At 38.0% G+C, this 21,687-nt stretch carries 18 protein-coding genes and 1 pseudogene; 12 read left to right on the top strand and 7 right to left on the bottom strand.

Translation table 11 applies throughout. The features are described 5' to 3' along the window. The first annotated feature begins 33 nt into the window (after positions 1-33). The 4 genes from ACXAD1_RS11235 to ACXAD1_RS11220 all read left to right on the top strand — a co-directional run bounded on the left by ACXAD1_RS11235 (position 34) and on the right by ACXAD1_RS11220 (position 5,355). Positions 34-717, top strand: a complete 684-nt coding sequence (locus ACXAD1_RS11235; RefSeq protein ID WP_206839614.1) for a sulfotransferase family 2 domain-containing protein — start codon at positions 34-36, stop codon at positions 715-717. A 337-nt stretch (positions 718-1,054) separates the two neighbouring features. Beyond that, positions 1,055-4,348 carry a coiled-coil domain-containing protein gene (locus ACXAD1_RS11230; RefSeq protein WP_474910041.1) on the top strand — a complete coding sequence of 1,098 codons (3,294 nt, stop codon included), beginning with the start codon at positions 1,055-1,057 and terminating at the stop codon, positions 4,346-4,348. Continuing rightward, positions 4,323-4,769 carry a M67 family metallopeptidase gene (locus ACXAD1_RS11225; protein ID WP_370222595.1) on the top strand — a complete coding sequence of 149 codons (447 nt, stop codon included), beginning with the start codon at positions 4,323-4,325 and terminating at the stop codon, positions 4,767-4,769. The genes ACXAD1_RS11230 and ACXAD1_RS11225 overlap by 26 nt, the downstream gene beginning before the upstream one ends. A gap of 406 nt (positions 4,770-5,175) precedes the next feature. Further along, a complete protein-coding gene (locus ACXAD1_RS11220; RefSeq protein ID WP_206839619.1) occupies positions 5,176-5,355 on the top strand; it encodes a hypothetical protein in 180 nt (59 codons plus the stop codon). Positions 5,356-5,508: 153 nt separating this feature from the next. On the opposite strand, the gene ACXAD1_RS11215 is transcribed toward ACXAD1_RS11220, so the two are convergent. Continuing rightward, positions 5,509-5,769: a DNA-binding protein gene (locus tag ACXAD1_RS11215; protein ID WP_206839621.1), complete on the bottom strand. Its 261-nt coding sequence runs from the start codon at positions 5,767-5,769 to the stop codon at positions 5,509-5,511. Positions 5,770-6,056: 287 nt separating this feature from the next. Here ACXAD1_RS11215 and ACXAD1_RS11210 point away from each other — a divergent pair, with 287 nt between their 5' ends. Next, entirely contained in the window at positions 6,057-6,860 is an 804-nt protein-coding gene (locus ACXAD1_RS11210) for a CsxC family protein (RefSeq protein WP_206839622.1), read from the top strand. Positions 6,861-7,218: 358 nt separating this feature from the next. Here ACXAD1_RS11210 and ACXAD1_RS11205 read toward each other — a convergent pair whose 3' ends face one another. After that, positions 7,219-8,010 carry a CsxC family protein gene (locus ACXAD1_RS11205; RefSeq protein WP_206839624.1) on the bottom strand — a complete coding sequence of 264 codons (792 nt, stop codon included), beginning with the start codon at positions 8,008-8,010 and terminating at the stop codon, positions 7,219-7,221. 355 nt (positions 8,011-8,365) lie between these two features. Between ACXAD1_RS11205 and ACXAD1_RS11200 the strand changes: the two genes are divergently transcribed. Beyond that, positions 8,366-9,076 (top strand): CsxC family protein, encoded by a 711-nt coding sequence (locus ACXAD1_RS11200; RefSeq protein WP_206839626.1) that lies wholly within the window; start codon positions 8,366-8,368, stop codon positions 9,074-9,076. A gap of 55 nt (positions 9,077-9,131) precedes the next feature. Here the strand turns inward: ACXAD1_RS11200 and ACXAD1_RS11195 are convergent, their stop codons facing one another. Together ACXAD1_RS11195 and ACXAD1_RS11190 are read right to left on the bottom strand one after the other, a co-directional pair. Beyond that, positions 9,132-11,228, bottom strand: coding sequence for a hypothetical protein (locus ACXAD1_RS11195; RefSeq protein ID WP_474910040.1), 2,097 nt, complete (start codon positions 11,226-11,228; stop codon positions 9,132-9,134). A gap of 77 nt (positions 11,229-11,305) precedes the next feature. Then, complete coding sequence (locus ACXAD1_RS11190; RefSeq protein ID WP_206839630.1) at positions 11,306-12,085, bottom strand: CsxC family protein; 780 nt, start codon at positions 12,083-12,085, stop codon at positions 11,306-11,308. 179 nt (positions 12,086-12,264) lie between these two features. On the opposite strand from ACXAD1_RS11190, the gene ACXAD1_RS11185 reads away from it, so the two are divergent. Together ACXAD1_RS11185 and ACXAD1_RS11180 are read left to right on the top strand one after the other, a co-directional pair. After that, the gene (locus ACXAD1_RS11185) at positions 12,265-13,452 is read left to right on the top strand and encodes a ParM/StbA family protein (RefSeq protein WP_206839632.1); all 1,188 of its coding nucleotides are present in this window, start codon (positions 12,265-12,267) and stop codon (positions 13,450-13,452) included. Positions 13,453-13,463: 11 nt separating this feature from the next. Next, entirely contained in the window at positions 13,464-13,835 is a 372-nt protein-coding gene (locus tag ACXAD1_RS11180; RefSeq protein WP_206839633.1) for a hypothetical protein, read from the top strand. Positions 13,836-13,923: 88 nt separating this feature from the next. Here the strand turns inward: ACXAD1_RS11180 and ACXAD1_RS11175 are convergent, their stop codons facing one another. Beyond that, complete coding sequence (locus tag ACXAD1_RS11175; protein WP_474910039.1) at positions 13,924-14,532, bottom strand: CotY/CotZ family spore coat protein; 609 nt, start codon at positions 14,530-14,532, stop codon at positions 13,924-13,926. A 242-nt stretch (positions 14,533-14,774) separates the two neighbouring features. Here ACXAD1_RS11175 and manA point away from each other — a divergent pair, with 242 nt between their 5' ends. Together manA and ACXAD1_RS11165 are read left to right on the top strand one after the other, a co-directional pair. Beyond that, complete coding sequence (manA, locus tag ACXAD1_RS11170) at positions 14,775-15,722, top strand: mannose-6-phosphate isomerase, class I (protein WP_206839635.1); 948 nt, start codon at positions 14,775-14,777, stop codon at positions 15,720-15,722. Between the two features lie 365 nt (positions 15,723-16,087). After that, positions 16,088-17,461, top strand: coding sequence for an N-acetylmuramoyl-L-alanine amidase (locus tag ACXAD1_RS11165; RefSeq protein WP_474910038.1), 1,374 nt, complete (start codon positions 16,088-16,090; stop codon positions 17,459-17,461). 44 nt (positions 17,462-17,505) lie between these two features. On the opposite strand, the pseudogene trhA reads toward ACXAD1_RS11165, so the two are convergent. After that, positions 17,506-18,152, bottom strand: a pseudogene (gene trhA / locus ACXAD1_RS11160) (PAQR family membrane homeostasis protein TrhA). A gap of 143 nt (positions 18,153-18,295) precedes the next feature. Between trhA and ACXAD1_RS11155 the strand changes: the two are divergent. After that, the gene (locus tag ACXAD1_RS11155; RefSeq protein ID WP_206839919.1) at positions 18,296-18,862 is read left to right on the top strand and encodes a DUF1836 domain-containing protein; all 567 of its coding nucleotides are present in this window, start codon (positions 18,296-18,298) and stop codon (positions 18,860-18,862) included. A 331-nt stretch (positions 18,863-19,193) separates the two neighbouring features. Here the strand turns inward: ACXAD1_RS11155 and ACXAD1_RS11150 are convergent, their stop codons facing one another. Beyond that, on the bottom strand, positions 19,194-20,024 hold the full coding sequence (locus ACXAD1_RS11150) for an undecaprenyl-diphosphate phosphatase (protein WP_370222608.1): 831 nt from the start codon (positions 20,022-20,024) through the stop codon (positions 19,194-19,196). A gap of 415 nt (positions 20,025-20,439) precedes the next feature. Between ACXAD1_RS11150 and ACXAD1_RS11145 the strand changes: the two genes are divergently transcribed. Next, entirely contained in the window at positions 20,440-21,441 is a 1,002-nt protein-coding gene (locus tag ACXAD1_RS11145; protein WP_474910037.1) for a multicopper oxidase domain-containing protein, read from the top strand. The last annotated feature ends 246 nt before the right edge of the window (positions 21,442-21,687 follow it).

The following is a 21,687-nucleotide window of genomic DNA, read 5'->3' as shown; positions in this document are numbered from 1 at the left end:
TAATGAATAATAATGAATTACGGGGGATGAAAAGTGATAATATTTATCCACATACCAAAAACAGCTGGTACCTCCATGAGGAAAATAATAGAAAAACAGTATGGTATTTATCAAATCCGTTCCTTTTATGCTGGACATGAGGACGCTTATAATAAGCTAAAGGGAACACCTAACTCAAGACTCTCTTCTGTAAAGTGGATACAGGGCCATTTTCAATTTGGTCTGCATGAAGCTTTATCGCAGCCTGTTCAGTATCTCACAATGCTCCGCCATCCTGTAGACCGTGTCATTTCCTTTTATTACTTTCTAAGGGAAAGCCCTCGGCACCCTTTAAATAAAAAAGCTATGTCTTTAACTTTAAAGGAGTTTATTTTGTGTGAGGATAGAAATATACAAAATCAAATTCATAACTTACAAACAAAAATGATTTCCGGGGATGGTACTGCATCAATAGAAAAAGCTAAAAAAAATATCGAAGAACACTTTTTGATGGTTGGAATAACGGAGCGTTTTAATGAGTCCCTAGCAATTATGAGAAATAAGCTTGGATGGAATGCCCCTTATAATAATAAGCACAATGTAACTAAAAGACGTCCGAAAATGGAACAGGTTCCAGCGGAAATCAGAAAGCTGATCGAGCAGAAAAATGAAATTGACTTTCAGTTGTATGAGTACGGGAAAGGGTTATTACAGAAAGAAATAAATTCTTTGAAATGATAAATGGAAGCATAGCTCCTAACCGAAAAAATGAAAAGGCTAACTCGAATGATCGATGTAATCGACCCTTTGAGTTAGCCTTTTTTGCACGGCTTAAAAAGCAAATAAATTTAATCCATACTGAAGGGCTTGCATCAATTGGCATTAATTGATTCTTGGATAATTTACCTATTCTTCCTGAATACATATATGTTAGATACAAGTTTTTTTATCCGGATAGCCATCCAGGCAAAGTGCTTCTTTAAATAATTTATTGGTTCTGCATCATTACACGTTTTTAGCTGAAGGGCATAAACTAGGAGATAAAGGAATGGGTATCTGCCTAAAGGAGAGGAATATGATGCTAAGAAGGAGCAGAGTTGAAAGACTGACTTATGTTCAGCTGCAGCAGAAAGTAATACATCTTGAATCGGAGCTTTCTTATTTTCGCGCTAACCATGATGGAGTTGTTCAAAATTATATTGAGCAATTAAAGCAGATGAAATATGATAATGATTTTCTGAAAAGGGATATGCAGAGACTTACTAAAGAAAATGAAAGGCTCATGCAAAGTGAACTCAATCCAAAATTGTTTTCCAAATGGGATAGGGAGAAAACGGCAAAACATTTAGAAGAGAAAAATCAGCTGGAAAAAGAAATAAATAGCTTAAAAGAGGAAATTTCAAACCTCAATCACGACCTAAAAGATCAGGATCAGCAATTTGAAGAACTCCAGGCATTGCTTGAAGCTAAAACAGCAGCTTTAAAGGAAGCAGAAGAGGAAAAGGAACATAATCATCAGGAGCTCAAAACAGCTATGGAAAGTGTTAATGAGCTGAGAATGGTGTTAAGTGAGCATGAAAAAAGCGCAGATGAATCAAAAGCAAAAGAAAATCAATTGGCATCGCAGTTAAGGAAGGCTATAGATGAGAAAATGCAATTATTACAAAATTTCCAGTCAGTCGAAAAAGATTACCAATCATTAAATAACGTTCTGGCTGAAAAGACTTCTGAACTGGAACAGCTGCAGCAGGAACATAATCAGCTACTCGAAGAAAATAGGACAGCTGAACAGAAGAACCAGCAATTAGAGAATCTAATGGCAGAGAAGTCTTCAAAGCTTGAAAAATTGCAGGAGGAATATAATCGTTTACTGGAAGATAACAAGACTGCTGAACAGAAATATCAAAAATTAGAAAGTCAATTGACTGAAAAAGCTTTTAAGCTTGAAAACCTGCAGGAGGAGCATGATCATTTGCAGCAGCATATTCAGACTTCTGAACAGACCCATCAGGAACTGGAGAAGGAACTCGCGGATAAAACATCAAAGCTGAAGCAATTGCAGGAGGAACATAATCATTTACAGCAGCATATTCAGACTTCTGAACAGACCCATAAGGAACTGGAGAAGGAACTCGCGGATAAAACGTCAAAACTGAAGCTATTGCAGGGGGAACATAATCATTTACAGGAGCATATTCAGACTTCTGAACAGACCCGTCAGGAACTAGAGCAGGAACTCGCTGACAAAACATCTAAGCTGCAACACCTGCAGGTGGAGCATGATCAATTACAGCAGCATATTCAGACTTCTGAACAGACCCATCAGGAACTGGAGCATGAACTCGCGGATAAAACATCAAAGTTGAAGCAATTGCAGGAGGAACATAATCATTTACAGGAGCATATTCAGACTTCTGAACAGACCTATCAGGAACTGGAGAAGGAACTCGCGGATAAAACTTCAGAGCTTCAGCAGCTTCAGGAGAAACAAAATGATTTACTGCAGCATAATCAAAAGTTAGAAAAGGATTTTGCTGATAAAACATTAGAATTGGAAAAATTACACAAGGAAAGAAATGATAATAAGACAATAATTGAATGCCTGCAAAATGAATTGCAACCGGCTGGCCAGAAGCTGAAAGAAGCAGAACAAAAAATCAGCATACTTACAGCGAAAGCAAGTGAATTGGAAACAGAAAATCTAAGTTATTGCAGTGAATTAACAAAGGCAACCGAAAGAATGCTCCAGGCTGAGGAAAATGCTAAATCTCTGGAGGAAAATTTTAAAAAGATATCAGAGGAAGCATCAGCGAAAATCAAAGAAAACGAAAAAATGGGCCAAGAATTACGGGTTTTAATCCAAAATCAGGAACAATTAAGTCAGAAAAACGTATCTTATCTACAAAAGATAACCCAATTGGAGTCTGAAAAAAATAATTCAGCAGAGTCAGTCAGTCATCTTAAGGCAGAAATGGAAGCTTTAAAGACAGAACTAAAACAAAAAGAGAAAGAAAAAATGGAAGTGCTTAACCGTCTGGAAAGCCGTGAGATTGAAATGGGCAAGCTAAAAGATGAGAATAACAGTTTTGAAGAAGAAAAAATCGGTCTTCTTGAAAAGCTTGCAAAACTGGAGGAAGAAAATGCTGCTTTCAATGAAAACTTTTCAGTCCTTTCTTCTCATCGGAAGTCAGACGAAAAACGCATGGATTTAATCACGGCAAATTTAAACCAGGTATTTACAGAAATGAAACAATTAGTACGGATGACATCCTCATTAAAACACCAATTGGAATCAAAGAATATAGAGCTTAATCAAATTAAAAAGGAGAAGGGTGTGCTTATGGAGGAGCTAGTAAAAATAAAGGATGACTATGAGAAGTCAGAAGCAAGAAAGGATGAGTTGGAGAATCAGATAGAGATAATGAGAACTGAGCTTCACAAAGCTCAAAATTCACTCACACGTCTGGAACAATTCGAATCTGAGAAACTCAGACTTAAAGAAGATCTTGAAACAAAAATAGAGGAGTTTAATTCATTAACTGATCACTATAAACGTGAAAAAGATTCTTACCTTCAGGTCCTGGAGCATGTTCAGGATCAGGTAAATGTATATAAAGAAAAATCTGACCAATTTGATGCAGAGAAAGGCTCCTGGTCTAAACAAATTGACGAGTTAAAAGGTGAGCTCAAGAGAACGAAAGCAACGGTTGAAAAAATGGAAGAGCTTGAAAAGATGAATGCTCAGCTGGCTTCAGAATTACAGGCGAAGGACATTGAAATTTATAAAGTAAAAAAAGAAAGTGAACGGGCTTTGAACCAGCAATTAGATCAGTTCAAAGCAGATATGAAACAGTATCAGGATAAAATCTCACAATATGAAAAGGACAGGGAGATTTGGGAAAAACAAATGAAACAAATGAAAGCCCAATTTACTGCCTTGGAATCCAACCTTGAGGAAAAGGAGAACTTTATTAAACAGTATATCAAGCAGCCCCTATCTCCATACACAGCTGGACTTCAAAATCCTTCCGAGCAAAGTTCACCCGATAAGGAACAGCCAGTTCAAAGCCAGCCTCAGGAAAGTCAGTACCAGGCGGGACAGCAGCAGGCGGGACAGCAGCAAAGCCAGCAATCCGCCAGCTGGTTCCAAAGAATGCTGTCTCAGCAGCAAGGAGGGAGCGCACGCCCCCAAAACTTTCAGGGGCAATATCACCCCAGTCAAGGGCAATACCATCCCAGTCAAGGGCAATACCAGCCGCTCCCGAAACAAACAAACACAGCAGCAATGGACTTTTTCACATTGCGCAGCAAAACGACACAGCCAGCGCAATCAGGGAATAACTATGGGAACCAATGGAAAGAAGATTAGCGAAAATCATTTAAATAAATTTAATATAGTAATTAAGAAAAAAATTTATGAAGAGATGATAAGCTATTGCAGGAGCAATTTGCCGTATGAAGCTTGCGGGCTTCTTTCAGGAGCAAAGGGCCAATGTACTACTTTATGGAAAATAAAAAATGAATATCAAAATAGGAATCGGTTTATGATGTCTGCTGAATCCATCAAGGCAGCCGTTCAGGAAATGGAACAATTGAGTGAGGGGCTATCTGGAATTTTCCATTCGCACCCTACTTCACCAGCCGTTCCATCTACACATGATATGAATAATAATTCCTATCCTGAGTTGCCTTATTTTATTGTTTCCTTTTATAAAGGAAAAACAGAAGTTAAAGGCTATAAAGTAGTAGAAAAAAGGTACCATCCACTAAGTCTTAAAATTATTGATTAGTCCACTAAACCCGGCGTACCGATTAGGCGCCGGTTATTCTTTTTTAACTATTTTACTCTTGTGACATTATATTATTCGATTGTATATAGCAACAAAACAATCAGAGCGGATAAGTACTAGATCACTTCTGCTAATATTACCAAAGATTATCTATGATGTTTTATCAATTGCGAGCAAGGGGCAGGATATTTTCCCCAGCAGAAACTGCAGCAGTAATATGTATACAATGCCTGAAGCAGCAATTTCCCTTCATCACCATACAAGCGGGGAAAAAAGGCCACAAATTCACCTGTCCTGATATGCTATTACTCTGTATCGTTAAATTGGGTATTAGCCTGAACACGTTGCAGCTAAAAGTCTCATAATATATATTGTGGTGGATTTATTTGTGGTAGGAGGAGTTCATTTGAATAAAAAAAGGGAGTTGCCAAAGAGATATCAAACAGGTAATCCACAAAAAAAAGATGAAAATAAAATTTACATGGGAAATTCGATAAAGGGAGCGGGCTACAAGAAAAAAAGAACTGGAAATGGAGACTGCGGCTGCGGCTCCAACGTAAAGAAATTACGCGCTAAAAAGGCATAAGAATATTTATATTATCTATTAGTATTCAGAGTTTTTTAAGTCTACCATTTAAAAAAAGGGGGCAAATAGTAATGCTCCCCTTTACATTTTAATCTATTAACCAACATTTAATTTATCAATTTATAAAATCTGCCTCTCCTATAATTAAGAACATTATAGTTCTATCTCCAATTCGTCCTTATAGCAGCAAAATTTAAATTTCTTCCCTTTGCCACAGGGGCATGGATCATATAATTTATCCTTCATTTTCGTTCTTAATGCTTTTTTCAGCTGGGATATATCTACATAGGGTTTCAGTTTGATTACCGATTGGATACCATAATCCTGGCAAATTTTTGTAACCTGGGCTGCTTGGAGCTCAGTAACGACAGAACAATAAATAAGCTTTTCTTTTCGAAGGTTTGTGTTTGACAAATGTAATTCTCCCTCCAATCTTAAAAGTTAGTTTATCATACGCATTTTTGCTGAATTCGGAACGTTAATTGATTTAAAAAATGGGGTATCTGCAATATTCACTTAAGACAGATTGATTGCGTCTTATGTAATGAATGTCCAAAAAAATGTTCCAGCTTATTATAAATGTCCATGCCATCCTTGTCTTTTATACATATATAAATAGTAGGTCAAAAGAAAGAAGTTACTCAATTATGTTATTTTGTACTCTTTCTGCTTTGATTTAAAAAATATAAGGAGTGAAATGTATGAAGAAAAATATGGGGTGCGGCAATAAAGGTCATAGCGGAGCCTGCGACATCTCGAAAGCCAAGACAGTAGATTGTTTTAACAGATCTTTTGCCCCTATTGCGGACATTCAAAAGGTTCCTGTTTATGACATTCCTGTCGTTCTGGCAGAGGTGGAGCTCCAGGCGGATGTCGAAGCCGATATTAAGCTTCCAACAGCTGCCAGGGAAATTAAATGGATTCGCAAGAATGTATCCCTCACACAGTGTAAAGCAATCCCATCAGTTCAAAATCCAGGGTATGTTAAGTTATTCATTACTGGTGTTGTGCATAAAAATATTCAATATGTAGAAGAATGCAGCGGGTACATTACGGACTTTAGTACCGACATTTCTTTTAGCTGTAATCAGCAAGTTCAGGTATTTAATCATCCGATTGAATTTTTAAGCAGAAAATCATCAGTGGATGAAAGAAGATTCCTTGATAAAACGGGACATGGTGCTGACCATTCTATGGGTGGTTCAAGAACATTCGAATTTTATAATGAACCGATTGACTGTAAATTAATTTTCTCAGAAGTTAATGAGCTCGATCTTTTTAAGGAGTTCAACCGGTTTGGCCAGTTCGATAAGATTACTGAAAAAATGGAAATAACACTATTCTTTAAATTATTGCAAACCCAGCAATTTAATCCGAGGTTCGTACAGCCGCCGAAAAAGGGACCTTGCAATTTGCCTTGGCCAGCTCAAAAAAATGCACAGACACCAGCAACTGCCCGTGAAAAATTTGTAGAAAAGATTCAAGGCATGTATCGCATAAGATAAAGCGGTTATTATCTTCTCATCCTGTCCAGTGATGAAAGCTGGAAAACTGTATCACCCATTTATATGCAGATTGTTCATTCTGAGTCTGTATCCCGGACTCAGAATGATTTAGTTGGAATACCAAAGCGGAGTTGGAGTGAGTAAAATACATAAACAGTATAGATAAATGCAGTCGATTGTATTTTTGATTTAACTCTGAATATATTATAATCGTTTTTTTATTTGACCCGCTAACGGGTTTTTTTTATGAATTCGATAACTTGGTGAAAATAATAATGCATTATCTTTAGCAATTTCGTTCTGAAATTGCCAAGATAATGCATTGGTCTAACCGTCTTAATTTTTAGGGAAAGGTAGATTATAGAACATTCACACGAACCTGCTGATTTTGTAAAACTTTAATTGTAAATTCGAGGAACATTTTTTCTACTATTGTTTGGAAGGTTCCCTCTTCGAAAGCAGCATGATTTGGCAGTGGATGACGATCTATAGCTTCATCATATTCAACAATTCTGCTTGCGAGCAATTCGCAGAAAGGAAATTGATTATAGAATTGGCGGCTTTCCTGATGAAACTGGGAAAGATCGCTTGAAAGCAAATGGTCCTTTTCAGGAAAACCTTTTCCTAAATCTTGGGATCTAAAGAAATCGAATTCTGATTCAGAATTAAACATCGGACGCTGTGGCGGGTTCAGGAAATCTTCGGCAGCAATTGTAGTAGTACATTCAAATGGGGTATCAACAGTTAATGACTTTAATTCGGATGAAACACATGAGCTGCCATATGAATGTGGGCATGGAGTAGCGTACTGGATATTTTTACGAACAAAACCTCTTATAAATAAAGGAATTGGCGTTGGTGAAGGTGCAAAAGGATCAAAACCAGCAGCTCCAGGAAGAAGGAGTGTGCACTGCACAATTTTAACCCTCTTTTTAATAGCCTTGATTTCCAGCACTGGATCAGGGAAATGAATTTTTGCAGATAGATTGGTTCTCACATTCAATTCAGCAAGAGTTACCGGAACTCTTAAAATTGCTTCTCCTCCAGGTGTTGCTCCACCAGGTGTTGTAATAGGAGTTACCGGAAAACTCTCGCACTGTTCTACAGATGCGGATTGGTTCGTACTAATACAATTATTATCCTTTTTCAAAATTTTTCCTCCTTTATTAATTAAGCTCAATTTATCATATGCAGAAAGTGAGACAAACTATAGATGAATGAAGTAGTGCATTAGTGGATTTTTGCCGGAGGAGCAGTTATTTTTGGCATTTGCATAGTTTGATAGGAGAGGATTTAGTCCATATCTATTTTGTCGTTTAATGTGCCGGAATTTGTTTAATAATTTGGGTAAATGCGGTTTTTTCAATAATATTAAGAATTGATATATATGCCATGATATACTTGTCCACTCCATATAGCTCTTTCTTACATATATAATAGTGAGTCAATGAAAACCATTAAGCTTGCTTTCAATTTGACTAAAAAACTATTTAAGGAGTGATTGTATGAAGAGGAACCATTCATGCGGGTGTGGAAGCGGCAAAGACAAATGTCCTCCCCTTCCGGCATGCGATACAGCAAAATCTCATACATCTTTTTGTGATGTAGGAGATGCAACAAATACAGGCAGTATAGAGGAAACGGTTGTATTAGGTGATGTTCCGATCCAAACTTTAACAGAATCAGATATTTATCTTCCTTCTCCTGCAACGGATATTAAAAACATTAGAAAAAATGTGTATTTAACTCAATGTAAAGCAGTACCTGTTATTCCCGAGGGATTTCCAGATACTGCTCCAACTGCTGTAAAGCTGTATGTTGAGGGTTATATTCATAAGAACATTCAGTATGTGGACGGGTGTGAAGGCAGTGTGAAAGATTACAGTGTCAATGCTCCTTTCAAGTGTTACTCTTTAGTAGACGGTCTCCCGGATATTGATTGGCAATTTAGCAATAAGAGCAGCCAGACCAATGAAATTAGAGAACTTGCAAAAGATGGCATGGGGGCAGACCGCTGCAGCTTTGGTTCATTTACTTTTGAATTCTTAAACGAACCGATCAAATGTAAATTGCTGAATGCAAATGTAACACAAGTGGACGTGTTAAGCGATTTTGACAGATTCGGCAGATTTGATAAAATTACTGAAAAAGCGGAAGTTAATCTTGTTGTTCGATTGACTCAGCGTCAATTAGGCAACGGCAACGGCAACGGATAAGAAAAGCCTGTTATGTTAATACGGAAAGAGGGTATCCTTAAAAGATACCCTCTCATTATAATTCCACATATTGCTTTTGGAAAAAGTCCAGACATAATATAGCATTGGCCTGGATTTCCACTGTTGACCCTGATCCGACATTATCATGCCAGACAACATGTATCTTTTGAAGCTGGCAATAGATTTCATCTGTAAATTGCTGAAAGAATTCATGATGGGAATTACTTCCATTTTTAGTTAGAAACGTGTATTCATTATTGGCGTTAGCTTCTGGCAGCATTGGGGTGGAAAGCCAGTATAAATCAATCATATGCTCAATAGGAAGGGGTATCTTTACCATTTGCAGGGAATCATTATTTTCATAAATAATTCTAGCTATAATCACCCCTTTAATAAAAGCAATATTTGATGGCAGCAGTGCCCGGCAGCGCAGTGATTCAACCGACCATTCCAATTTTTTAATTTCTTTGACTGTTAGTTTGAAAGGCAAGCATTCAAATAGATTAATTTCTAATTCTGATTTTGCCACCATTACAGGTACCTTTACGATTGGCCCTGTCCGGCAGGGTACGGAGCTGTGGTGGTCGAAAAGACATATTTCACCTTTCTCGTTACATACCTCTTTAGTGTTTTCACACATACTGGAAGATTCACTTTTAGAAAGGTCCAATTCGTCCAAATTGTTAGATGAATCAAGTTCTGATGTGAACTTATCAATAAGATTGGTGCTTTTATCGTTTATATCATTATGATCTACTTCATCTTGAGCAGCATCTGCACCATGAATAGATTCATCATCCTCCATCATGAAAGAAAAATCCTTTAACAAAGACGATATCTTTTGATATTTATCATTATCAGCAGCTGCTCTATACATTCCATGTGAAGTACTTTCCCCACTTATAATTGATGAAACCTGATCACTTATATAGGATAATTCCTCCATAAAAGAGGATAATTTTTCCTGCAGGGAATCAAAATCATGCATGAATTCTTTTTTTTCATCAGAGGATTCATCATTATTTTTCATTTGATATCCAAAACAAAATTTAGATTCCTCACCTGAAGAGGAGGATTCCTCAAGTTCAGTATTATTTTCAGAGTGTTTTTCTGCCATAAAGGAACTGGACTCACTACAGCCAAACAAAGATTCAGCCATCAAAGAAAAGACTTGATCCTGTATAGATGAATCAATGTCTGATTCTGATGAAGACGATTCTTCCAGCAATGAAACAAATTCACTCTCCAATGAACTATCATTATTTACTCTCGGTTCATAATAAATGCCAGGGGATTCATCGAACTGAACTTTTTCATCTTGACTTTCTTCCTTAAGTAACAACCCTTTTTCCACTAATAATGTAAATTCATTTTCATGGACTTGTTTGTCTATTTTCTTGTAATCTCGATCATCTATTAACAGATCATCTAATATAGAAGTCTCTTCTTTTTTTGCTTCGCTTGTAGATTCAAGGATTGCAGAGAACTCATGAACCAAATCCAGTACTTCATTTTTGTTTGAATTAGTCTTTAAATCCAGTTCCTTTTCTTGTTTAAGAAAATTGGATTCCATTACTTCTTCATCCAAACTCGTATTTTCTTGAGAATATTGAGATTCTTCAGCCTTATCCAATGCATTATCTCTGATCTGCAAAGTATTTTCCTTGAAGTGGCTTTCATAGCCAGGCTGGCCATTTCTTCCGATTGTCTTATAATGAATACTATTTGAAAATTTACTTGGTAAGGAAGGAGACCAGCTGAGCATCGGAGAAAATGGGGTCAGCAAATCCATTAACCTTTTTGGAATACTTATACTTTTTTTATTGACAAACTGACCCTTTTCTTTAACAGGCTTCGGCTTAGCAATCAATGCCTTATCTAAAGTTGTTCCTGAGGGCTTTTCTTTATAACGAGTGATTTGCCTGTCTTCTAATTTTGGCGGCGCCAAAATAAAAGGTAGGGAAGTCCCTTTGGGCGAAAATAAAGGGTTTGACTTCTTTACTTGCTTCCCTGCAGGCTTAGACTTGTTTGGCTCGCTTTCACTCTTTTTGCTGTCCGGATTCCCTTGCCCAGAATAATAGTAAAGTTGCTGGGCAGGCTGCTCAATATTATCTTTTTTTAAATTATTAATAGGATTACTGTCATTTCTCATGATTCCAGGAAGGTGCTGTCTAAAAAAGCATCCTCTCCAATCCCCTCCTTACCTTCAAGTTAGTGATTTTTTGAGCGTTAATCACAGTGATGAAAACAATCATCATCATTTGTTGTGGAAGATACGCGGATCTGCTGTTTTTGCAGTACCTTCAATGTTATATCCAAGACCATTTTTTCCTCAACCTTTGTAAAAATTCCTTCTCCCAACGGAGTGCAGTTGGGAAGTGGAGACCGGTCGATGGCTTCATCCCATTCTATTATTCTGCTGGATATTAGTTCACAAAACGGAAGCTCGTTATAATGCTGGGTGCTTTCCTGGTGGAACTGGGAAAGATCCTTTGTCTGCAGCTCATCCTTCTCGGGATGGCCTGAAGGCAAAGGTTTAGAGATAAGAAAGTCAAATTCCTTTCTATTGTTCATTTCCGGCATTTCAGGCTTTGTTAAGAATTTTTTAATTTCACTCACACATTGGAAGGGTACATCCACAGTGTATGAATGCAAATCAGAAGCAATGCTTTTACCTGAGTGCATTTCAATGTCCGGGCATGGGCTCGCATATTGAATGTTCTTCCGGACAAAGCCTTTAATAAATAATTTGTTTGTAGGTAATAATAGTCTGCATTGTGTTAATTTAACTGTTTTCTTAATGTCCTTTATTTCCAGAACTGGCTCTGGAAATGTTATTAAGGCATCTATATTTATTTGTAAGGTAAGTTCAGCCAGCACTACAGGTACCTTTGTAACGATTTTACCAATGCTGACATGCGGATGATGTTCGATGCAGCTTTCACATTCACAATTATGAGTAATCGCTTTGCATTCATTCTCATGTTTATCTTTATGCGATTCAGACATTTTGGGGCCTCCTGAAGTCAAGATATAGCATACTATGCGTGTTAAATGACTATGTATAGGCACCTGCCCTAATAGAAAAAGGAGCCTTTATAACCCAATATGTAAAAATTTTAATAAGAAAAGACGGGCACAACTGGACTCCTATCCCGCATAAGATTCTAAAGGAGGAGTGAGGGAAAATGGATAGACGAAATTTTCTGGCGGTTGATATAGGGAACAGTTGGTATAAAGCGATGGCCTCTGATAGCGGAATGATATCCGAGTACCAGCTTCCAAATGCAATTGCACTTTTTGACAGCGAGTTTTATGAAAAACCATATGACGATGAGGATATTATCTTTGAGGAGAATTTGATCGTTGAAGTAAAAAGCAGAGCTGTTAAAGAAAAAAGAGAAATCTTTTATATTGGAATGGGAGCTGCCAGACAAAAGGATGTTAGTTTAACTTCATTTAATAATCAAAAAGTTGATGAGGACCGAACGTATATTTTGCTTTTTGGATTAGCAGCTTATCATGCAGCCCTTCAGAAGTCTGATGAATTAGAAATCACCTATTCTATCGATCAATTAGCTGTTTCTTTACCGACAACACAGTATAAGGAGCGTAAATCAAAGCTGAAAGAGAAATTAATTGGTTCTCATACAATAATTTTCCACAAGGTGCCAGGATTGAGTGAACCAAAAGAGCTCGAAGTCAAGCTTAACATTAATGATGTTATTATCGGGGCAGAAGGAGCCTGTGCCTACCTTGGTTTAACCCGGGACCAGGAAACTCTGGGAATAACAAATCATGAACTTGTTAAAGAATCAGAAAAAGGAATTATTATTGGAGATCTTGGTGGAGATTCTGTGGATTTTGTAGGAATAAAGAATAATAAACCAGTTGCTTCTATAGAAGGTGAACCGTTTGGCATTAATCAGTTTCTTGACCATATCATTCAAAAGGTAAGCAAAAATGAGCTGTATCGCTTCGATTCACGAGCAGAGCTAGAGGAGAAATTGGCAGCGGGGATCTCGGAATGGTATGTGGAGCCGTTTGCGGGAGTAAGAAAAGATATCAGCAAATATATTATTCCGCAGCTAAAATCAATGGCGGTAAAATACTTGGAGCATTTTGACCGGGTGCGGAGCAGTTCGAGAGAGATTAAAGGGGCAGTCCGGTATATTGCAGTCGGTGGAGCGGCCAAGTTGGCACAAAAGCAGATTCTCGAAGCTGCAGTCAGATGGTCCGAGAGAGGCCGTCCAATTGAGCTGATGTTTCCAGAGGGGATGGAAAAGCTTAATGTTCAAGGTTTGATGATTTTGGCAAAAATGAATCAAATTAAAAAGGAAAAAGGAAATAGCACTGCCATTTCCGTTAAGAGTTAGGGATGACGCTAATGTCCAAAACATATACGGATTATCTTAATAAAACAGCTATAACGATTTCCGAATCCTTCATTGATGTGAAAACTGGAAACAATATCTCTGTATCCGCAAAAGTGGAGGAGCAGATAAAATACCATGCAGCTAATCAGACTTTAATGCATCTGCTTTTATCGGCACTTCATAACTATCTGCATCCTAAAGCAGCAGGCAGCAGCAGTGAGGTAATTTTAGCTGAAATAGCGGAATTGAAGAGGCTGATAGAGGGCGGATCCATTACTTTAAATATTAAAGAAAAGCAGGATTATCCACTTAATAAACAAACAGAAAAAGCGGATTTGGATTTTAATGAAGTAGTCAACGTTCTTGAGGCATTTGGGGGATAAAGGTAAAAAGGTGCACCTAATGAGGTACACCTTTTTTGTTTGAATTATTAACTTCTAATTTCATTTCAAGAAAATCACTTACAAGGCTCTAAATGCGGACAGCAGGCAGGCAAGTAACGGCACAGAAGCATGAGAGATCCACGTTGATACAAATACCTGTACCAATTAGATCTTCAATATTTTCAAAATCTATTTGGCTGCAAGGAGAGCAAAAATCCTTTGAAGCGTGTTTAAATGGATCTCTTGATGATTTGCATTGCTTGAACGTTAATAATTCCAGAACTGCGCATTTACCATCAAATTCTTTTATTTTAAAAATAAAAGACGTAATGCATGCAAACTTTTTCTCCTTTGAGTGATGAGTAAATGTCGTCACGCCGGTGGCCTTAAATGGTTCACAGTCTCCACAATAGAGGATAAATGGGATCGTATTTTTCTTCGGCTTTTTGGATCCTCCCATGAGCCTATCAATGGAATCCTTACAGGATGTCTTGCAATCATCCTCATTTTTCACCTTTTTCTGAGCTTTATCAATAGCTTCCAGAACATCTTCTACACAATTTTTATGAAAATTGTGATGGAATTTAAAATTATCACTATTTTTCTCTGATTTCCAGTGGCAATCGCAGTCGTGTTCATGTACCTCGCAGAAGTCATCGTGCTTGTCATGATCCTTAAGATATTTCTTGCCGCACATACCCATGAATTTCTCACTCCCCTAAAAATTATCTTCATCATTAGCATACGGCTGGAATGAAAATATCGAGTGAGAATCTAGCCTATTAAGAGTGAAAAAAGTTTGTTGATGAATTTCTATTACTGTAGCTTTTGAATAAAAATTTAAATAATGGAGTTATAAAAATCTGAATAACATGTCCAGTCCTTTATTATTAAAAAACATATATTAAAAGTACATAAGACTAATTTAGGAGGGACTTTGTGGAACAGCCAATATTTTTAGAGCCTGTTTTCCAAGAAAGGATCTGGGGAGGTACAGCTCTTAAAAATATATTTGGCTATAATATTAATTCTGAAAAGACAGGTGAATGCTGGGCAATATCTGGACATGCAAATGGCGATAGCACAGTTTTATCCGGAAAGTTTATTGGGAAGAAGCTTAGTGAACTTTGGACAGATAATCGAGAATTATTTGGAAACCATCCTGCACAAAATTTTCCGCTTCTGGTAAAATTGCTTGATGCCAATTCAGATTTATCTGTTCAAGTTCATCCTGATGACGAATATGCACAAAAGCATGGGACAGATATGTTTGGTAAAAATGAATGCTGGTACGTCCTGGACTGTAAAGAGAATGCTCATATCATTTTAGGTCATAATGCAAAAACTAAAGAAGAACTAACAAGTTTAATCGAAAAAAAGGAATGGGGAAAACTTCTGAATAAAATCCAAATCAAGAAAGGGGATTTTATATTCGTACCCAGCGGGACCGTTCATGCACTAGGGCAAGGGACTCTTATTCTGGAGATTCAGCAAAGTTCGGATACCACTTATAGACTATACGATTACGACAGAATAGACAGCAATGGAAAGAAACGCGAACTTCATTTAAGACAGGCTATTGAAGTGGCGACAGTGCCTCATTATTTGCCAAAACTTCAGCCAGAGTATGTAAAGAAGGGCAGAAATCGGTTTATAAAGTACTTGGAAACTGAAAACTTCACTGTAAGCAAATGGGAGATACAAGAGAATGCTGCGATGAAAAAAGCAGTGCCATTTATACTAATCAGTATAATAAACGGGACAGGGAGTTTAATCATAAGAAAAAATCGATACAATCTGAAAAAAGGCGACCACCTTATCCTGCCGGCCCAAATAACAAAGTACTCGTTCGAGGGGCAATTTGAGGCTATCGTTTCTCACCCCTGATATAAACCCGTATCATACTTCACATTTTCACAAAGCAAATTGAACTGGCCAGAAAAGCAAGCCTAAACTTGGCTTGCTTTATATTTTTCACTGAATTTACATATCTCACGAAGAAAATGAGCCGTGCTTCTTATTATCATGAAAACATGCTGCAGGTAGCTATCGGGTTAGAATCTCGCCAATAAAAGCCAATTTTTTGTGTTTCCAGCTATAAGAATCAAAATTGCCTGGTCACGTGTACAAGCCATTTTTGTTGTCAAACATACAATATTACAAGCAAGTACTTGCTGAGTTAAATTGATTTATAATGAACTGGGAAGCTCCAAAACTTTGATATAGCATTTAATTAAAAAGGAGTGAGGACCATGAAGCTTTATTTAGATCCTGGACACGGAGGCACTGATCCAGGAGCTCAGGGAAACGGAATAAGAGAGAAAGATATTGCACTTGATATCGCAAAAAATATAAAAAATATCTTATTGACCATCTATCAGGATATAGAAGTTAAAATGAGCCGTGAAAATGATACGACTAAAAGTTTGAGCCAAAGGACATCTGAAGCCAATAGCTGGGGGGCGGATTTTTACCTCTCCATACACTGTAATGCCGCGAATGGTGCAGCGAAGGGGTATGAAGATTTTATTCATAACAGCCTTGGAAGCACTTCCCAAACAGCCAGCTATCAGAATATTATCCATGCTGAAGTCACAAAACTGAATCAGCTCATCGATAGAGGCAAGAAGAAAGCTGACTTTCATGTCCTGCGTGAATCTGCCATGCCAGCCCTATTAACAGAAAATGGGTTTATTGATAATTCTGCAGATGCCGCTTTAATGAAAGATCCGCTGTGGAGACAAAGAGTGGCACAGGGACATGTTAATGGAATGGCAAAAGCCTTTAGCCTTAAAGCCAAACCGGCAGTCCCGCCGCATCCGCCAAAACCAGTCGATCCCAGTAATTTATACAGAGTGATAGCCGGTTCTTTTACAAATAGAAAGAATGCTGAGGAAATGGCTGCCGCTCTAAAAAATAAAAGCATTGAATCAGTTATTGCTATTGCTGAAATTTCAGGCACGGTCTGGTACAGGGTACAGGCCGGTGCTTTCAGTACGAAGGAAAATGCAGAAAAACAACTGGAAGCAGTAAAGAAAGCAGGAATAGCAGATGCCTATATACTGTCAGACGCCCCGCCGGCAGTGCCTTCTGAACCAAAAGGTTATTCCATTCTGGGAGTAACCCATTTGTCACCAGAGCATATGAATCAATATGCAAAACAGTTTAATCCAAACGCCGCCAATTTAGGTTCATTCTATTCGGCTATCGGAGAATATTATGGTATCAGAGGGGATGTAGCTTTCGCACAGGCCATGCATGAAACCAACTATTTGCGCTTTACCGGTGATGTAAAGCCTGGCCAGAATAATTTTGCCGGAATTGGCGCAACAGGGAATGGAGCCGCAGGAGCAAGCTTTTCCACACAGGAGGAAGGAGTTTTGGGACATATTCAGCATTTATATGCCTATGCTTCCACACAGCCTCTGCCTTCTAAATATCCACTGGCCGATCCGCGTTTCAGCCTTGTGAAAAGAGGTTCGGCGAAGCTTTGGAAGGAACTGAATGGGAAATGGGCTGTACCTGGTACTAATTATGCTGAATCTATCATGAACATCTACAAAAACATGGTCAGATTTTCTGATCAGAAATTAGAAGCTGTTCTGAAGGATGCAGAAGGCAGCTAATAAAAAAAGCGGACATGAGGGGTGTCCGCTTTTTTAACTATCTGTCAAATCACATACATGAATACACAAAGAAAGTGTGCCATGCTTCCCATCATAATGAAAATATGAAAAATCTCATGAAAACCCAAATGTTTAAACTCCAGGAATTTTGGTTTAATCGCATAAATCACTCCGCCGATCGTGTATAGGATGCCTCCAAGTAAAAGAAGCATTACACCAGTACTGCTTAAAGACTCAGAAAGAGGCGAAAAAGCAAAAACAATAATCCACCCCATTGCAATGTATAAAGCTGTTGACAGCCAGCGGGGCAGCTGAACCAGATCATTTTAAACAGTATCCCTGATAAAGCAACAGCAGAAACAATGGAAAACAGAACCCAGCCGGTCACACCATTTAATGTTATAAGGCAAAAAGGTGTATAGGAACCTGCAATCAATACATAAATCATGGAATGATCAAGCTTTCTTAAAAAGGCAATGACTTTATCTTTGGCTATCACCATATGATAGGTAGCTGATGCTGAATAGAGCAGCATTAAACTGATTCCAAAAATAGCAACAGCAGCAATGGCAAGCGGTGACGATGTGGTCAGTGAGGCTTTAATAACCATGGCAAGCAATCCGGCAAAGGATAATATCGCTCCTGCCAAATGGGTCAGTCCGTTTATGGGCTCCCGGATGTATGAATTCATAATATCTCCTCCTAATGTTCTTTTATGTAGTTTTAATAACTACTTAATATAATATATATAAAACATCATCTAGTCAATATTTACAACTTGCGCTTTTTTAAGTAGAATTTATGTAATATCAGGTGAAGATTTGAGGGATGAATATGGAAACGGAAAAACTCATTGCGGATAATCAGATTCAATTGGAAGATATCCCGCAGATAGACTTATATATGGATCAGGTGATCCAGCTATTTGAAAATTCTTTTGGCAGCACGACGAGAAACGAAGAGGAAAAAGTGCTGACAAAGACAATGATAAATAACTATGCAAAAGGGAAATTGTTCTTTCCTGTCAAAAATAAAAAATATTCAAAGGAGCACCTTATTTTAATTGCTTTTATTTATCAGCTTAAAGGCGCACTGTCCATAAACGATATAAAAAGCCTGTTAAATGGCGTCAACACACGAACAGCAGAAGGAAGGATGGACCTGGACCATTTTTATCAGCTTTACCTCGATTTAACTAAACTGAATGTCGACGCATTTAGGAGTGATCTGGAAAATCAGGCATCCAGGGCTGCAGAGGAAGCAAAAGAGCTAAATGAAGATCAGTCAGCCCAGCTTGAAAAAGTCCTGCTGGCCACTTCACTCGTTCACATGAGCAACTTATATCGAAAAGCAGCTGAACGCATTGTAGACGATGTGAAAAATAAAGCGGATCAAGAATAGGAAGGCGGGAAACTCCATCAAGAAAAGAGATAAACGAAAAACAGGGCTGCTGCGGGAAATATTTAATGAATTTATGGATTCCATTATGATCTCCTTACTTATTCGTACCGTACTGTGGATTCCGAGGGTGATTTTCAGCTTCTTTAAAAATTTATTTTAATAATATGCAATTGGTTCGGACAGGAGAAAATGACATGACGCTCATAGAGTCCGAACCTGCCGCGACTTCGGACAGAAAGAGGCGAAATCCCAGTGTGAGAGTCCGAATTTGCCCTGACTTCGGACAATTAACCAAAAGAAAACCCGGACCACAAAGGCCCGGGTTCATTGTTTATAGAAAAATGAAATATATAACCCCTGCAAGTACAATCCTGTAAATAGCAAAAGGAATAAGTTTAACTTTATTGATCATCTTCAAAAAGAAGCGGATCGAAATCAAGGCAAACACAAATGCACTGATAAAGCCTGCAATAAAGAAAGGAAGCGCATCGACTGAAAAATACTCGAGATTTTTTATTAATGATAGAAAACTCGCGCCAGCCATGATGGGCACAGCCATGATAAAAGTAAAATCAGCTGCAGCCCGGTGTGACAGGCCAAGCAGGACGCCTCCTGAAATGGTTGAACCTGAACGGGAGAACCCTGGCCAAAGTGAGAAGCACTGAATCAATCCAATAGATAAAGCCTGTTTATAAGTGATTTGATCGACTGAAACGGTTTTCGGGTTTTTGCCTCCAAAAATATCAGCAAAAATCATCAGAAATGCACCAATCACCAAACCAATCAAAACCGTCTCAGTTGAAAACAGGTGTTCATCAATATAATCCTCAAACAAAACGCCAAGTATCCCGGCAGGAATTAACCCTACAATCACTTGAGACAATTTCAGACGGCTTTGTTTTTCTTCAGTGTTTTTGTTTCTTCTCCCAAGACCGAGCATTTCAATGAACCGTTCCTTAAAAATAATTACAACCGCTAAAATGGAACCGAGCTGAATGACGACTTTAAAAGTATTAGCTTCATATTTTGATAAAAACTCTTTTGTATTGAGCCACATATCATCCACAATAATCATATGTCCTGTAGAGGACACAGGAGCAAACTCAGTCATTCCTTCAACAAATCCCAAAATAATCGCTTTTAATATCATAATAAAATCCATCTTCTAATTAATTCTCCTTTTATCCATCTGATGCAACTAAACTCCATTTAATGATTATAAACCATTTATGATAGATAGGAACAATTTTTTACAAAGTAATATAGATGTAAAGTGTCAATTAATTAGCTGAAATGCACTTATATCGTCGGCATGATTGAAATACCAGGCGATTATAGCATCATAATCGCTGTTCAAAGCAATAACACTTCTATCCTTTTTAATATTAAAATGTTGATCACTAATTCACAAACTCTTCACAGAATTTCAATGCCTTGTGAGAAAAATCACCAAATTCAGTCCATATTTACCATATGATAAAAGCAGATATACCAATCGAGTATAAGGAGGAAATCAAGATGAAAAAAGGAGTAAAATATCTGCTTACTTCGGCTATTGGCTTAGGGTTAATAACGGGATGCAGCCAGGGGCAGCACTGGAAAGTTCCCTTCAGCCTGAGGAAAAGGTTCTGGCGGCAGAAACAGCTCAGCCCGAGGCAATCGCTCCGCATAAAAACTTAAATCAGGAACCCATCCCATTGAAAATTGATAGAGTCGGACCGAATGAAGTAAATGTGGAAATGACTTCCCAAATCACGAATGTTGAAATCGACAAAGGAAAATTCTATAAAGCATGGACGTTTAATGGTGAAGCACCAGGCCCTGTAGTTGTCGTCAATGAAGGGGACACAATCAACTTCACCTTAAAAAATATGGATCCTGCAATACCGCACAGCATGGACTTTCACGCTGTACACGCAGCTCCTTCAAAAGATTTCTCCAACGTTCATCCTGATGAAACGGGAACATTCAGTTACCCTGCAAATAAACCAGGCGTGTTTATGTATCATTGCGGTACGACACCGGTATTATCACATATAGCAAATGGAATGCACGGAACTATAATTGTAAAGCCCAAAGACGGATATCCGACTGACAAAGAGATTGATAGGGAATATACAATTATTCAAAACGAGTGGTATAAGTACAACGATCTGGAGGATTTTACAAACGGCGTTCCCAGTCATGTGGTTTTCTCCACAAAAGCTTTAAAGGAAGGAGACCCCAATACTAATGGGGATACGTTCACCCTTAAGGATAATCCGCTTCTGGCTAAAGTAGGGGATAAGGTGAGGATATATGTTAATAATATAGGACCAAATGAAGTAAGCTCTTTCCATGTAGTTGGTACTGTGTTTGATAATGTATACATTGATGGCAACCCTTATAACCGCTATCAAGGTCTCCAAACGGTTATGCTCCCTGCAAGCGGCGGTGCAGTAGTCGAATTTACAGTTACCAAGGCAGGCAGCTATCCAATTGTGACTCACCAGTTTAACCACGCACAAAAAGGAGCCGTCGCCATCCTGAAGGTAACTGAGACCGGTGAAGACGACGGTAAGGCCACAATGAGCCATTAAATATAAATAAAAACTCAACTTAAAATAAATTATACAAGATACAAAATGAAAATGGAATCCTTTTTCTGGCAGTCTATTTAGAATTGAAAGGCTGCAGGAATGTTATTTCCGGACAGTGGGTGCATTATTAGTTATAAAGGAACAAGTATTATAAGTGCTGAAAAAGTTCATGTTATGACTATAGCATTCCTTTAAATTCACACAAAAATCGAGATAAGACCAAAAGCGATTCCAATTGGAACCGCT

It is taken from the genome of Cytobacillus sp. ABV4_503, assembly GCF_056158445.1.
The sequence above is the reverse complement of the archived record's forward strand: the minus strand, read 5'-3'. Positions and strand labels throughout refer to the sequence as shown.